The sequence below is a fragment of the Paraburkholderia sp. HC6.4b genome (genome assembly GCF_014200875.1).
In the GTDB taxonomy this organism is placed as follows: domain Bacteria; phylum Pseudomonadota; class Gammaproteobacteria; order Burkholderiales; family Burkholderiaceae; genus Paraburkholderia; species Paraburkholderia tuberum.
Genome location: NZ_JACHDC010000026.1, coordinates 139,477 through 152,798 on the forward strand (window position 1 = coordinate 139,477; position 13,322 = coordinate 152,798).

Consider the following 13,322-nt stretch of genomic DNA (forward strand, 5'->3'; position numbering starts at 1 on the left):
TCGTATTGCCGTAACAGAAGCCGCTGCTTATCCGGCATCGGATCTGTCTATTGCAAAGCACAATACCGCATCACCGAACAGAATGGGATTTAGAAATGTAATTGCCGATCCAGCATGCATTTCTATGCGCTTTGATGGTTGATGTGAACATCGGTTTCGAGCTTCGGCGAACGGACTGCGACGCGCCCGCGCGGTGACGTGGAGGCAACCGGAGGCGCACACGCGGCGGCCGCGCATGCGCGGAGTTCGAGGCGTGACAGAAGCGACGAAGTCGCTTCGAACGACGTTACGGGCGCACTGGTTTCGATGCGTGCTCGCCGACGACCGTGGTCCATTCGCGCACGCGCCAACGCGTAACCAGTCCGGAGAGTACGTACGGATCGGCGGTAGCAAAGGCCTCCGCCACCGCAGGCGACGCGCCGGTGAAGAGCAGCACCGCACCGTCCGTCGGCTCCGCGAGCGCGCCGGCGAGCAGCAGTTCGCCGCGCTCGGCGGCGGCCCATGCGAGTTTCAGATGCGCGTCGCGATGCTCGCCGCGCCGCTCCAGATAGTCGGGTACCAACTCGTACATCAACAGGTAATGCATGGTGAGTCTCCTCGCGAGCTTGAGGGTTGGCAGGGAGCGGCATGCACCGGAGCGCAGTTGAGGATAACGGAGACTACCGAATTTCATGCCTATTTTCTATTCAGTTGCATTCGCAGCAATATGAAAATTATCATTGCCTGTTAACCATAGATCAAAATAGCGGAAACCGTAATTTCGTTTCAATAAGCTTGAAATAAACGTCACGAGCAATCTGCATTGCATGACAAAATTCGCGCTCTCGTTCATTCGATTGTTTCAAACGCCGCGGCGCCAGTTGCGCCACGCTGCTCAGGGAAAACGAGCGCGGACCGCTGTCAACCGGAATGCATTTTGAGCCGTTCTCGCAGACGGCATTTGCCATAATGGATGCGCCGATGGGCCCATGAATGCCGTCGTCGCCCGCGCGCATGAACGATCAGAAACGTTTTCACCACCGATGGAGTGTCCCATGAAAATTCAATCCGCTATCGCTACGCTGGTGTTGGGCGCGGTACTCGTATCGCCGGCGTTTGCGCAGAACAGCCAGCAAACCAAGATGGCCGACTGCAACAAGCAGGCCGGCGAAAAGAAAGGCGACGAGCGCAAGGCGTTCATGCAAACCTGTCTTTCCGCGAAGCCGGCCGCCGCCGCGCCGATGAGCCAGCAGGACAAGATGAAGGTGTGCAACAAGAAGGCGGCCGACAAGAAAGGCGACGACCGCAAGGCCTTCATGAAGACCTGCCTGTCCTCCTCGGCGCCGGCCAACTGAGCGAAAGGCGGAGCCGTCCCCCACGCCGGCGCCCTCCGATCGACGCCGCGCCGGCGCATCGTTGCGCCCACGCGGCGCTCCGATCGAGTCCCCCCGCTTCGTCGTCCACCCGCCGCAACGCGCCGTTTTCTTCTATGATGGCTGCGGAGACGGCCCACCCTCACTCATATAGAACCAAACAACTACGCGGGCCGCCATCTTGTCGTTGGTGCTACTGAGCATCGATCGGAGGCAAGGATGGTATCGAAGCACAAAAACCGCTGGTTAAGGCGGTGGTTGCTGGTCATCATATTCTGGGCCGTGCCTGTGGCGATCGTCGCGGTCAACGAGATCCGCGAGGAAATGTCGTACAACGCGGTCGATCTCGACCGCGCGCTGACCACCTGGAATTTCACCCAGGCGCAGCGCATCGCCGGGGCGCCCGCGCATTGCCATGGCAAGCCCGACGAGGCCAAGGCGGCCGGCTGCCCGGCCGACGTACTGGCCGCCAACGCGCCGCGCCAGCAGGACGCGATCAACGAATACAGCGTGCGCCGCTCGACGCTATTGGCCTATCTGTGGCACGCATTCGTCGGCTATTGGATCGTGCCGGCGGCTATGCTGTTCGCGATCGGCGCGATCATCGGCATGGTGCGCCGCGCGCTGCGGCGCCCGCCCGCGGTCAAGAGTCCGGCGAATCATGGGTGAGCGGCGGCCGCGCCGCTTGCACTTCGCCGCAATTTGCTGCGCCGAAACAACACTCTCATTGCCATGTCGATGGGCCGCCGCGCAACGCGAAAATCGGTAAAAACCGGCGCATCGTGCGGCCACGCCGAAGCGTCCCCACAATCGCCGCGACTCGGGCGCTGTTTAGCGTCGCCCCTCGGATCGTCGCGCGACGCGTGCTCGGAAGTCGCGCGCAAGGCCGGTCAAATTTACTGGGAAGACTTTTTGCGATCAGGCTCAAACCCTTGTCCCATAAGGCTTTTCGCGTTGTCACGCAACGCGCCTTTTGCACCAGCCTGTGTTATAACTCAAAGGCAACCAGGCGACACCACCACGGTTGCGCCCCGGATCCATGACGGAGAAAAACGATGCAAAGACGACACTTCATGTTGAAGACGACCGCTGCGCTTGCTTTCGGAGGCCTTGCACTCGCCGGCTGCACGACGACGGGCAACACGCCGGAAAATGCTCATGTCGACGCCTCGAAACGACAGTCGATCGACGCCAGCGTCGATGGCACGCTGTCCAAGCTGTTCACGACCGTGCCGGGCTCGCGCGAGCTGGTGTCGAAGGCGCGCGGCGTGCTGGTGTTCCCGTCGGTGCTGCAGGCGGGCTTGATCGTCGGCGGCCAGTATGGCGAAGGCGCATTGCGGGTGGGCGGCGCGACGGTCGGCTATTACAGCACCGCGTCGGGCTCGTTCGGCCTGCAGGCGGGCGCGCAGTCGAAGGCGATCATCTTCCTGTTCATGACGCAGGATTCGCTCGACAAATTTCGCAACGCGGAGGGCTGGTCGGCCGGCGTCGATGCATCGGTCGCGCTCGTGAAGATCGGCGCGAATGGCGCCGTCGACACGACCACGGCCACTGCGCCGGTGCAGGTTTTCGTGTTGACGAACGCGGGCCTGATGGGCGACGTCTCGCTGCAAGGCACGAAGGTCACGCGGCTGAAGATCTGAGCGCGCTCATCGGCGCGCTTCACTGATCACTTGCGCGCGCATCGCGGCGAAGGCCGCGCGGTGGACCCTGTGCGGGTCGTCGCGCGGTCTTTTTGTTATGTATGCCGATGCCGACGCTCGGGAACGGAAAAACTCGCGCGCAAAAAAAACGGCGCCGCGCATCGCGCACCGCCGTCCTTCGCTTCGACACGTCCCAACGATCCCGCGTCAACGGCCCGACGAATCGACCACCTTGAACCTCGAGCGCTTCTGTGCGCGAATCACCAACTGATAGGCCTCCACATACTCACGGGCCATCCGGTGCGACGTGAAGCGCTCCTCGAAACGCCGCCGCACGCCCGCGCGCGACACCTTGTGCAGCCGGTTCACGGCCGCCACCGCGCCGATCTCGTCCTCGACGATGAACCCGGTCACGCCCTCTTCGAGCACTTCGGGCACCGAGCCGCGGTTGAACGCGATCACCGGCGTGCCGCAAGCCATCGCCTCGATCATCACCAGACCGAACGGCTCCGGCCAGTCGATCGGAAACAGCAGCGCATGCGCGCCCGACAGAAACTCGGCCTTCTGATGATCGGCAATCTCGCCGATGTACTCGACGTACGGCAGGTCGAGCAACGGCCGGATATCGCGCTCGAAGTACTCGCGATCGGCCGCATCCACCTTGGCGGCGATACGGATCGGCATGCCGCAGCGGCCGGCGATGCGGATCGCCGTATCGACGCGCTTTTCCGGCGAAATCCGACCGAGAAACGCGAGGTACTTCTGCTCGACCGGTTGCGGCGTATAGAGCTGCGCCGGCAGGCCGTGATAGACGGTGGTGAGCCAGCGCGCCTGCGGCAGCGGATGACGCTGCGCGTTCGAAATGGAGATCACGGGCGCGGTGTTGAACGTGTCGAACACCGGCTGCTGCTCGGGCAGATCGAGCCGGCCGTGCATCGTCGTGACGAACGGCGTGTCCTGCCGCTTGAATACCGAGAACGAGTAGTAGTCGAGGTGGAAATGCAGCACGTCGAACTCTTCGGCCTGGCGGCGCACGAGTTCCATCAACAGCATATGCGGCGCGACGCGGTCGCGAATGCCCGGATCGAGCCGCAGCGCGCGCGGCCACACCGCTTCGAGCTTCGCGCTCGTGACGGAGTCGCCGCTCGCGAACAGCGTCACGTCGTGGCCTTGCTCGACCAGCGCTTCGGTGATGTACGACACGACGCGCTCCGTGCCGCCGTAGAGCTTCGGCGGCACCGATTCGGTCAGCGGGGCGATCTGCGCAATCTTCATATTGTGTCTCCGTGAGCCGGCGGCTGGCGCGCAATCGCGATGCCGTCGGCGACGCCGAGTATGACAGTGCCATGACGTCGGAACAATGCGCGCGGTCCCTAAGCGTCGCCTGCATCGTCGTTACAGGGAATTATTCCCTGGCATCGGTCGAAAAGCCGCAGGTCTTGCAATTGCTCGGTGCTGTTACAAGCGGCTTACATCCGGTGACACGCGACCACGCGCCGTCATTTGTGGCCGCCGCCCTCGCCCGACCCGCGCACTGGCATGCTGCGCAAATCCCTGAGGAAGCTGTCGCGCCACACTCCGAGATCGTTCTTACGCAGCGCGGCCATGTCGATCTCGTGACGCCGCTGGCGCGCGTCGAGCGGCATTTGCAGCGCGCGTTGCAAGGCCTCGCACATGCCGATCGCATCGTGCGGATTGACGAGCAGCGCGCCAGAGAGCTCGGCGGCCGCGCCCGCGAAAATCGACAGCACGAGCACGCCGGGATCGTCGGGATTCTGCGCGGCCACGTACTCCTTCGCGACGAGGTTCATGCCGTCGTGCAGCGGCGTGACGAAGCCGATCTGCGACTCCCGAAACAGCGACATCAGCTTCCAGCGGTCGTACTGCTGGTTCAGATAGCGGATCGGCGTGTAGTCGAGCCCCGAGTAGCGGCCGTTGATGCGCCCTGCCTCGTATTCGAGATCCTGGCGGATCTTCTGATAGGTCGCGACGTCCGAGCGCGTAGGCGGCGCGATCTGCACGAGCGTGACGTTGCCGCGCCATTCGGGCGAGCGTTCGAGCAGCAACTCGAACGCGCGAAAGCGCTCGACCAGTCCCTTCGAATAGTCGAGCCGGTCGACGCTCATGACCAGCTTGCGCCCCTCGAGGCTTTGCTTCAGCTCGAGCACGTGCTGGCGGCTTTCGTAGCGCTTGGCCTGCTCGGCGATTTCGTCGGGGAACACGCCGATCCGGTAGACGCCGGTGCGCAGCTTGCGCCCGAACGCCTCGACGACGCCGTCCGCGCTCACCGTGCCGCGCGCGTGACGCGTCACGTAGTCGTGGAATGCCTGCTGGTCGGTGGCGGTCTGGAAGCCGAGCAGGTCGTAGCACGACATCGACTTCACCAGTTCCTCGTGCGGCGGAATGTTGAGCAGGATCTGCGGCGCGGGAAACGGAATATGCAGGAAGAAACCGATGCGGTTCGTCACGCCCTCGCTGCGCAGCGCCTCGGCAAACGGGATCAGATGGTAGTCGTGAATCCAGATGATGTCGTCGGGTTCGAGCAGCTTGACCAGCTTGTGAGCGAGCCATGCGTTGACGCGCCGGTAGCCCGCGTACTCCTCGCGCTCGTAGCGCGCGAGGTCGTTGCGGTAGTGGAATACCGGCCACAGCGTCGCGTTCGAGAAGCCGCGGTAGTACTGGTCGTAGTCCTTGCGCGTGAGGCCGACGGTTGCGAAGGTCACCGCGCCGTCCTGCTCGAGCATCGGCCCCGCGTTGGCGACCGTTTCGCTGACTACGTCGCCGCTCCAGCCGAACCAGACGCCGCCTGCATCCTTCAGCGCGCCGAATACGCCGACCGCGAGTCCGCCCGCCGATCCCTTGGTCTCCGTCGGCGTCGCGACGCGATTCGACACGACGATCAATCGGCCCATAGTGCATGTCCTCCGTCATTCTTGCGATGCGCCGCGACGCCTGAGCAGGCGTGGCGCGCCCGTTAGCAGCAATCGGCGTGCCCACGCATCGCCGGGCTTGCCGAGGGCGGTCGCCATTCGCCGCTCGCCACGCGCGATTCGCGATCCGCAACGCCCGGCTAAGCCTGCTCCTTCGCCTTCTGCGCGACCTCGCCAGCGCCAGTGCGGTCGATGCGGCTCGCCACCGGATCGGCTTCGGTATGCGCGGCGGTGCTGCCGGCTGGCGCCTGCCGGCTGCGCGGCAGCCAGTCGCTCGGGCCAGCGCCACCGGTCTCCAGCTCCGCCGACACCTCGGCACGCGCCCGCGGCAGGTATTCCGGGTAATGCCGATGAACGAAATCGAGCAGCCCTTCGCGCACGCGGCAGCGCAGATCCCACGCAAGGCCGGAATCGGGCGCGCTGACGAGCGCGCGCAACTGCATCGCGCGCTCGGTGCAGTCCGTCACCTGCAGCACCTGCACGCGACGGTCCCACTCGGGCGCGTTCTCGACGATGCGCGCAAGCTCCTCGCGCAGCGGCGCGAGCGGCATCCGGTAATCGACGAACAGGAACACGGTGCCGATGATCTGCGAGCTGCTGCGGGTCCAGTTCGAGAACGGATTTTCGATAAACCATTGCAACGGCACGATCAGCCGGCGCTGGTCCCACAGCCGCACCGACACGTACGTGCCGGTGATCTCCTCGATGCGCCCCCACTCGTCCTGGATCACGACGACGTCGTCGAGGCGGATCGGTTGCGACAGCGCGATCTGCAAACCGGCGATCAGGTTGCCGAGCACCGGCCGCGCCGCGATACCGGCGACCAGACCGGCGACACCCGCCGACGCCAGCAGGCTCGCGCCGATCTGCCGCACGTTGGGCAAGGTCATCAGCGCACCGCCGACACCGATGATCACGATCACGATCATCACCGAGCGCGCGAGTACGCGCGCCTGCGTATGGATGCGGCGCGCCTGCAGGTTATCGGCGGAATCGAGCGGATGGGCGCGGATGATCGCTTCGCCGATCGCCGCGGCCGAGCGCACCGACAGCCACGTCAGCGCGGCGATCAGCGCGATGCCGGTGATGTCGCGCACCGGTTCGATGAAGTTGAGGGAGTCGGGTGCCTCGGACCAGACCCACGCGAACACGAGGATCACGAGGGCGAACAGCGACGGCTTGTCGATGTAGCGCAGCACGACGCTCGTCAGCGCGTGCGGCCGCGCGAGACGCTTCACGACGCGCGCGCCGAAGCGGTGAATGCCGCTCGCCACGATCGCCACGATGGCCGTCACGATCAGCGTGCCGAGCCACGTATGCAGCGGCGCGGCCGCCACGCGGTAGAAGTCGTCGATAGTAGGCATAACGGGCATCTTCCTCCGGGCTCGATGAGCGGCGGCGCGCCTGCGCGACTACTGACATCCGGGGCGCACGACCGCGCCTGGGCGTTACAACGGGTTCTTCGATGCGCCGCGGTTATCGATCAGCCGCCGCTCTTGCAGGGAAACGCCTTGCCGAGACCCAGCGAAATCGCCGTGCTCGCGTTGTAGCCCGCAGCGTTCGGGTTCTCGGCGATGTACTTGCGCACCGCGTCGGTCAACTGCGCCGAGCGCGCATCCGGCGGCAGGCAGAAGTACTGGCCGACGCGCGGACCGGTGGTGCCGCCGATCGCGTCGATCGTGTTGAAGATGCCGTCGGCCGCGCCTTCGATGTAGGCCGCGCAGGCGCTACGCGAAGCCACGTCCGTCTTGGTGCACAGCTTGTTGAGGTCGCCTCCCGTAAACGCGGCTGCCGAAAGCGGCAAGGCAAGCGCGCCGGCGAAAATCAAAGCCCGCAGCATGGTGTTCCTTTCCAGGGTTGTTTATTCACGCGGTCTTTCTGCCGCGTCCGGACGGCGCGCTACGCGGCGCGCCGAAGTCGTCATTCTGCACTGTTTTACGCGGCGGCAGCAGGCCGGCAGCCGCGCAGCTCGGGCAAAACGGCTGCAAAGCGACACGGCATGGCGAGGCGCCTGACGCTTCGCGGGCGCACCGCGCCGCCTGCCGACAAAACGTCATTGCTTCTGCTGCTGCGTCTGCTGCATGCGCGCCGTGAGCCCTTCGACGACGTCCGGCTCCTTGTAGGTCTTGGCGAAATCGAGCGCGGTCATGCCGATCTGGTTTTTCACCGACAGGTCCGCGCCGTTGTCGAGCAGCAGCTTGACGGTGGAAACGTGGCCGCCGCGCGCGGCCATCATCAGCGGCGTGGTGCCGTTCGGCGAGCCCGCGTCGACGTAGGCCGAGTGGTCGAGCAGCACCTTGACGATGTCGTCGTGGCCGTTCGCGGCCGCGTAGTGCAGCGGCGCCCAGCCCTTCTTGTTGACCTCGGCGCCCTTCGCGATCAGCAGATTCACGAAGTTCAGGTCGCCGACCAGCGACGCCATCATCAGCGCGTTTTCGCCGGCCTTGTCCTGAATCTCGATATCGGTCTTTGGATTCGCAAGCAACGCGGCCGCGACCTTGTCGGATTTCTCGCGCCCGGCGATCACGAGCAGCGGGATGCCCTGATTGTCGACGCTGTTCGGGTCCATGCCCTTCGCGAGCAGCTTGTTGACGCCGTCGACGTCGTCGAACTTGACCGACTTGATCAGCGAGTCGATCGGCGCCGCATGCGCGGGCACCGCGACGAGCGCCGCGCACGCGAGCGCGGCGGCGCACGCGAGACGGCGCGCCGGCGCGAGAACCCGGGCGGCCGACCCGGCGGACAGCGGTTGGAAATCAGCGGACGACGTCGAAATATTTTTCATATGGTACTTTAGGAAATCTTCCTATCCCTTTGATGTTACGCGGCTTTTTGGCTCAGATTCCGGCCGGCGCGGCGAGTCCGAACAGTCTGAAGAAGTTTTGCGTGGTGACGGCGGCCAGCGCCTCGTCCGGCATCTCGCGTTGCTGCGCGATGAAGCGTCCGACATAACTGACGTACGCAGGTTCATTCGGTTTGCCGCGATACGGCACCGGCGCCAGGTACGGCGAGTCGGTTTCGATCAGCAGACGGTCGAGCGGCACGCGGCGCGCGACGTCCTGCACATCGGTCGCGCTCTTGAACGTGACGATGCCCGACAGCGAAATGTAAAAATTCTGCGCGAGCGCCTGCTCGGCGATGGCCCACGGTTCGGTGAAGCAATGCATGACGCCGCCCGGCACGCCGGCGCGCTCCTCGGCCATGATGCGCAACGTATCTTCCGACGCCGAGCGGGTGTGGATGATCAGCGGCTTGCTGGTCGCGTGCGCGGCGCGGATGTGCGTGCGAAAGCGCTCGCGCTGCCACTCCATGTCGGCGATCGAGCGGCCTTCGAGGCGGTAGTAATCGAGCCCGGTTTCGCCGATCGCGACGACCTTCGGGTGCCCGGCAAGCTCAACCAGCTCGGCTACGCTCGGCTCGCGCATGTGCTCGTGATCGGGATGCACGCCGACCGACGCGTACACGTTGTCATAGCGGCTGGCGATGTCCAGTACCGACGGCAGCGTTTCAAGATCAACCGACACGCACAACGCGTGCGAGACCGAATGGCTGCGCATGTTTTCGAGCACTTGCGGCAGACGGTCCGCGAGTCCTTCGAAGTTGATGTGGCAGTGTGAATCGACAAACATGGTCAGGTCCTGCGAAAAAGGGGCTTGCGGCTGGGCGATGGCGTGGCCGGGGCCGCTTGGGACAGCTCAGGTGGCGCTGCTTGCGCAGCGTGCTCAACCGGCGTGCGCAAGACGCTTGCCAAGAATCACCAGATCGCGCTCGACGCCATCCAGCACCGCGACGCGCGGTAACGTGCCCCATGCATCGAAGCCGAAGCCGCGGAACAGCCGCACGCTCGCTTCATTGTGACCGAACACGAAGCCGAGCACCGTATCGATGCCAAGCCCCGGTGCCGCGTCGAGCGACGCCGCCAGCAGTTGCTTGCCGAGTCCCTGGCCGCGCGCGCTTTCGTCGAGATAGATGCTGACTTCGGCGGTGCGCTGATAAGCCGGCCGGCCATAAAAATCGGAAAAGCTGAGCCACGCGATCACGCGGCCCGTCTGCTTCGGATCTTCGACCACCCACAGCGGCCGCTTCTGCGGGCTGTGCGCATGAAACCACCCATGCCGGCTCTCGACGCTGACCGGCTCGAGGTCCGCGGTGACCTGGCGCGACGGGATCGTCGAATTGTAGATGGCGACGATCGCGGGCAGATCGTCGAGCGTGGCGTCGCGGTAGGAAAGGCTCATGGCGGTTGGCTTGAATGAAAAAAAGACGGCAGGCTGTCCGGCTGCGGGCTCACGCAAACAGCGCGCGATAGCCGATGAACAGTTCCTCGAACACGAGCCGCGCGTTCAACGGATGGTTCTCGACCGCGCGCTGGCGCGTGACGGTGCGCAGAAAACGCGCGAATGCGTTGGCGTCGGCCTGGGTGGCGCAGCGGGTGAGCGCGGCCGACGCCTGCGGGAAATAGCGCGGCGCGCCGGCGGTGCGCTGCGCGAGCAGATCGTACATCCAGCGCTGCAGCCAGCCGAGCACGAGCGGCACTGGGAGCTTCTGCAGCGCCTCGCCGCACGCGAATGCGTCGCACCCGGCGCCGGCCGCGAGCTGCTTGAGCGTCCAGTCGCGCAGCGGACGGTTTTCGTCGCTGGCGAGCGCGAGCGCGGCGAGCGGCGCGCCACCCGCTTCGGCGAGCAGCGCGCGGGCGTCGTCAACGCCTTGCGCGGCCAGCCACTGCGCGGCGGTGTCCGGCGCGGGCACGCTCATCGGCCACTGACGGCAGCGGCTAATGATGGTCGGCAGCAAACGGTCGACGCGCGCCGACACCATCAGGAACACGACGCCCGCGGGCGGCTCTTCCAGCGTCTTCAGCAACGCGTTGGCGGCCGCGACGTTGAGCGCCTCGGCCGGATACAGCACGACGACGCGCGCGCCGCCGCGATGCGAACCGATGCCGACGAAGTCGAGCAGACCGCGGATCTGTTCGATCTTGATTTCCTTGCTCGGCGTGCGGGTCTTCTTGCCTTCCTCGCCATCGGCTTTTTCGGCCTTGTCGTCGGCGCCGTTCGCGGCGTTCGCGAGGCCGGCTTCGGCGGCGAGTGCCTCCGGCACGACGATGCGGTAGTCGGGATGATTGCCATGCGCGAACCAGTTGCAGGCCACGCACGCGCCGCACGGCTCGCCGTTCGGTTGCGGCGCCTCGCACAGCAGACCCTGCGCAAGGTGCTGCGCGAAACGCAGCTTGCCGATGCCCGCCTGGCCGTGCAGCAACAATGCGTGCGGCCAGTGGCCGTGCAGCTGCTGCAGGCGATTCCAGTCATCGGCTTGCCACGGATAGATCATCGTTTGTCTTTTTGAATCAATCGGTTGTAGGCGCTACTTCAGATGTCGAGTGAACTTCGCACGAGATTATAAGAAGCAGTTATATCTATTTCGAATCACAGGGTTGCAATCAACTCCTCAAGCTGCTTCTGAATCCGAACGATGCTCTGCGAAGAGTCGATGATAGCGAATCGATATGGCGCTTCTTCGGCGCGGCGCATGTATTCGGCGCGCGTGCGCTCGAAAAACGCCGCCGACTCGCTCTCGAAACGATCCGGATTGCGCACCGCGCTGCGCCGCTCGTTGGCGACGGCGGGCGGCAAATCGAACAGCACGGTCAAATCCGGCTGGAAACCGCCCTGCACCCAGCGCTCGAGCGTCTCCAGCTTGTCGCGCGGCAAGCCGCGGCCGCCGCCCTGGTAGGCGAAAGTGGCATCGGTAAAACGGTCGGACAGCACCCAATCGCCGCGCGCGAGCGCCGGCTCGATCACTTCGGCCAGATGCTGACGGCGCAGCGCGAACATCAACAGCGCCTCGGTTTCGAGATCCATCTTCTGATGCAGCACGATATCGCGGATCTGCTCACCGAGCGGCGTGCCGCCCGGCTCGCGTGTCATCACGACCGAGCGGCCGCTCGGCGCGAGCTTCGCCTCGAGCCGTTCGCGGAACCAGCCCAGATGGGTGGTCTTGCCCGCGCCGTCGATGCCTTCAAACGTAATGAATTTGCCGCGCGCCATCATTGCCCTCGAATGTATTTGTCCACGGCCTTGTTGTGTTCGCCGAGGGTGTCAGAAAAGATGCTGCTGCCGTCGCCGCGCGACACGAAGTACAGCGCGTTGCTTTGCGCCGGGTTCATCGCCGCCTGCAGCGACGCGACGCTCGGCAATGAGATCGGCGTCGGCGGTAGGCCCATCCGCGTGTAGGTATTGTATGGAGTGTCGGTCTGCAGGTCTTTCTTCCTGATGTGGCCGGCGTAGCTGTCGCCCATTCCGTAGATCACGGTCGGGTCGGTCTGTAGCGGCATGCCGGCGCGCAGACGGTTGGCGAACACCGCGGCGACGAGCGCCCGGTCGGACGCCTTGCCGGTTTCCTTTTCGACGATCGACGCCATCGTCAGCGCGTCGTACGGGGACTTGTACGGCAGGTTCGGCGCGCGCGAGAGCCACGCCTCGTCGAGACGCACGCGCATCAGACGGTAAGCGCGGCGATAGATGTCGAGGTCGCTGGTGCCCTTGTCGAACAGGTAGGTATCCGGGAAAAACAGCCCTTCGCCGTTGCCGATCGACGCCTCGGGCGCGCCGATTGCGCTCATCAGATCGGCGTCGCTCATGCCGACCGTGTCGTGCTTCAGCGCGGGATTGGCGTCGAGTTCAGCGCGCATATGTTTGAAGGTCCAGCCTTCGATGACCGTCGCCACATATTCGTTGACGTCGCCGCGCGCGATTTTCTGCAGCACCTCGTAGGGCGTGATGCCGCTCTTGAACTCGTAATTGCCGGACTTCAGCTCGCTTTGCAGCCCGAGCAACCGCGTCATCGCGATGAACAGCTCGGGCTCGACCGGCACGCCGCCGCGATTGAGCTGCAGCGCGACGCTGCGCAGGCTGCTGTGCGGCTTGACGGTGACGTCGAGTTGCGCCGGGGTCAATTCGAGTGGGCGGGTGGCCCAGTAGTATCCAGCGGCGATGGCCGCCGCGGCCAGCACAACGACGAGCGCGCCGGCGACGAAACATTTCTTCAGAAGGGACACGACAGGAAAGAATTAGCGTTTAGATGGCAACGAACTGATTTTTAACGGGAAAGTCTTGCGTCGGTCAACATTGAGACTGTGCCGTTTTGCAGCCCTTTCGGCCTTTTGCGACCTGTATTGTATAGATGCGGGCACCAGATGGTCACGGCCGGAAAAAACAATATGAAATCCGCTGGCGTCGGTCTGATGCTACTCGAGTCGTACGCTGTCGCAACATAGGTCAGAGTTTCAAAGGTTCGACAATTCTTAGTCTCTAGTTCCAAGTGCAACACCTTGAATGAGGTAGGGTGTTGCGATGAAGAAGAACTACAAGCATTTGAGTGCGGAAGAACGCGCGGCG

Annotated in this window: 15 protein-coding genes; 3 read left to right on the forward strand and 12 right to left on the reverse strand. The window is 64.4% G+C overall.

The features are described from left to right. Nucleotides 1-286 precede the first annotated feature (286 nt). On the reverse strand, nucleotides 287-586 hold the full coding sequence (locus HDG34_RS33170; RefSeq protein ID WP_018418036.1) for a YciI-like protein: 300 nt from the start codon (nucleotides 584-586) through the stop codon (nucleotides 287-289). Nucleotides 587-737: 151 nt separating this feature from the next. Beyond that, nucleotides 738-995 carry a hypothetical protein gene (locus HDG34_RS33175; protein ID WP_184066664.1) on the reverse strand — a complete coding sequence of 86 codons (258 nt, stop codon included), beginning with the start codon at nucleotides 993-995 and terminating at the stop codon, nucleotides 738-740. Between the two features lie 39 nt (nucleotides 996-1,034). Between HDG34_RS33175 and HDG34_RS33180 the strand changes: the two genes are divergently transcribed. From HDG34_RS33180 to HDG34_RS33190, 3 genes are all read left to right on the forward strand, one after another. Beyond that, nucleotides 1,035-1,334: a PsiF family protein gene (locus HDG34_RS33180; protein ID WP_184066667.1), complete on the forward strand. Its 300-nt coding sequence runs from the start codon at nucleotides 1,035-1,037 to the stop codon at nucleotides 1,332-1,334. 237 nt (nucleotides 1,335-1,571) lie between these two features. Then, complete coding sequence (locus tag HDG34_RS33185; RefSeq protein ID WP_184066670.1) at nucleotides 1,572-2,021, forward strand: hypothetical protein; 450 nt, start codon at nucleotides 1,572-1,574, stop codon at nucleotides 2,019-2,021. A gap of 386 nt (nucleotides 2,022-2,407) precedes the next feature. Then, on the forward strand, nucleotides 2,408-2,995 hold the full coding sequence (locus tag HDG34_RS33190) for a YSC84-related protein (RefSeq protein ID WP_184066672.1): 588 nt from the start codon (nucleotides 2,408-2,410) through the stop codon (nucleotides 2,993-2,995). A gap of 207 nt (nucleotides 2,996-3,202) precedes the next feature. Here the strand turns inward: HDG34_RS33190 and HDG34_RS33195 are convergent, their stop codons facing one another. The 10 genes from HDG34_RS33195 to mltG form a co-directional block, all read right to left on the reverse strand. After that, complete coding sequence (locus tag HDG34_RS33195; RefSeq protein WP_184066675.1) at nucleotides 3,203-4,270, reverse strand: glycosyltransferase family 4 protein; 1,068 nt, start codon at nucleotides 4,268-4,270, stop codon at nucleotides 3,203-3,205. Between the two features lie 224 nt (nucleotides 4,271-4,494). Continuing rightward, complete coding sequence (otsA, locus tag HDG34_RS33200) at nucleotides 4,495-5,907, reverse strand: alpha,alpha-trehalose-phosphate synthase (UDP-forming) (protein ID WP_090804798.1); 1,413 nt, start codon at nucleotides 5,905-5,907, stop codon at nucleotides 4,495-4,497. A gap of 158 nt (nucleotides 5,908-6,065) precedes the next feature. Continuing rightward, nucleotides 6,066-7,289, reverse strand: a complete 1,224-nt coding sequence (locus tag HDG34_RS33205) for a mechanosensitive ion channel family protein (RefSeq protein WP_184066678.1) — start codon at nucleotides 7,287-7,289, stop codon at nucleotides 6,066-6,068. A 119-nt stretch (nucleotides 7,290-7,408) separates the two neighbouring features. Next, complete coding sequence (locus tag HDG34_RS33210) at nucleotides 7,409-7,765, reverse strand: Rap1a/Tai family immunity protein (RefSeq protein ID WP_090804794.1); 357 nt, start codon at nucleotides 7,763-7,765, stop codon at nucleotides 7,409-7,411. A 213-nt stretch (nucleotides 7,766-7,978) separates the two neighbouring features. Continuing rightward, nucleotides 7,979-8,710 carry an ankyrin repeat domain-containing protein gene (locus HDG34_RS33215; RefSeq protein WP_184066681.1) on the reverse strand — a complete coding sequence of 244 codons (732 nt, stop codon included), beginning with the start codon at nucleotides 8,708-8,710 and terminating at the stop codon, nucleotides 7,979-7,981. Between the two features lie 52 nt (nucleotides 8,711-8,762). Beyond that, complete coding sequence (locus HDG34_RS33220; RefSeq protein WP_184066684.1) at nucleotides 8,763-9,554, reverse strand: TatD family hydrolase; 792 nt, start codon at nucleotides 9,552-9,554, stop codon at nucleotides 8,763-8,765. Nucleotides 9,555-9,647: 93 nt separating this feature from the next. Then, complete coding sequence (locus HDG34_RS33225) at nucleotides 9,648-10,163, reverse strand: GNAT family N-acetyltransferase (protein WP_184066687.1); 516 nt, start codon at nucleotides 10,161-10,163, stop codon at nucleotides 9,648-9,650. Between the two features lie 49 nt (nucleotides 10,164-10,212). Beyond that, complete coding sequence (locus tag HDG34_RS33230; RefSeq protein WP_184066690.1) at nucleotides 10,213-11,256, reverse strand: DNA polymerase III subunit delta'; 1,044 nt, start codon at nucleotides 11,254-11,256, stop codon at nucleotides 10,213-10,215. A 95-nt stretch (nucleotides 11,257-11,351) separates the two neighbouring features. Further along, the gene (tmk, locus tag HDG34_RS33235; protein WP_090804781.1) at nucleotides 11,352-11,972 is read right to left on the reverse strand and encodes a dTMP kinase; all 621 of its coding nucleotides are present in this window, start codon (nucleotides 11,970-11,972) and stop codon (nucleotides 11,352-11,354) included. Then, entirely contained in the window at nucleotides 11,972-12,982 is a 1,011-nt protein-coding gene (gene mltG / locus HDG34_RS33240) for an endolytic transglycosylase MltG (protein WP_184066693.1), read from the reverse strand. Before mltG ends, tmk begins: the two co-directional genes overlap by 1 nt. Nucleotides 12,983-13,322 lie beyond the last annotated feature (340 nt).

What these genes read in the sequence shown, in the direction of transcription:
- HDG34_RS33230 (WP_184066690.1), bottom strand. Translation starts at nt 11,256, where the DNA reads ATGATCTATCCGTGGCAAGCCGATGACTGGAATCGCCTGCAGCAGCTG.
- HDG34_RS33175 (WP_184066664.1), bottom strand. Translation starts at nt 995, where the DNA reads ATGCGCGCGGGCGACGACGGCATTCATGGGCCCATCGGCGCATCCATT.
- HDG34_RS33170 (WP_018418036.1), bottom strand. Translation starts at nt 586, where the DNA reads ATGCATTACCTGTTGATGTACGAGTTGGTACCCGACTATCTGGAGCGG.
- tmk (WP_090804781.1), bottom strand. Translation starts at nt 11,972, where the DNA reads ATGGCGCGCGGCAAATTCATTACGTTTGAAGGCATCGACGGCGCGGGC.
- HDG34_RS33185 (WP_184066670.1), top strand. Translation starts at nt 1,572, where the DNA reads ATGGTATCGAAGCACAAAAACCGCTGGTTAAGGCGGTGGTTGCTGGTC.
- HDG34_RS33190 (WP_184066672.1), top strand. Translation starts at nt 2,408, where the DNA reads ATGCAAAGACGACACTTCATGTTGAAGACGACCGCTGCGCTTGCTTTC.
- otsA (WP_090804798.1), bottom strand. Translation starts at nt 5,907, where the DNA reads ATGGGCCGATTGATCGTCGTGTCGAATCGCGTCGCGACGCCGACGGAG.
- HDG34_RS33195 (WP_184066675.1), bottom strand. Translation starts at nt 4,270, where the DNA reads ATGAAGATTGCGCAGATCGCCCCGCTGACCGAATCGGTGCCGCCGAAG.
- HDG34_RS33210 (WP_090804794.1), bottom strand. Translation starts at nt 7,765, where the DNA reads ATGCTGCGGGCTTTGATTTTCGCCGGCGCGCTTGCCTTGCCGCTTTCG.
- HDG34_RS33215 (WP_184066681.1), bottom strand. Translation starts at nt 8,710, where the DNA reads ATGAAAAATATTTCGACGTCGTCCGCTGATTTCCAACCGCTGTCCGCC.
- HDG34_RS33180 (WP_184066667.1), top strand. Translation starts at nt 1,035, where the DNA reads ATGAAAATTCAATCCGCTATCGCTACGCTGGTGTTGGGCGCGGTACTC.
- HDG34_RS33205 (WP_184066678.1), bottom strand. Translation starts at nt 7,289, where the DNA reads ATGCCTACTATCGACGACTTCTACCGCGTGGCGGCCGCGCCGCTGCAT.
- HDG34_RS33225 (WP_184066687.1), bottom strand. Translation starts at nt 10,163, where the DNA reads ATGAGCCTTTCCTACCGCGACGCCACGCTCGACGATCTGCCCGCGATC.
- HDG34_RS33220 (WP_184066684.1), bottom strand. Translation starts at nt 9,554, where the DNA reads ATGTTTGTCGATTCACACTGCCACATCAACTTCGAAGGACTCGCGGAC.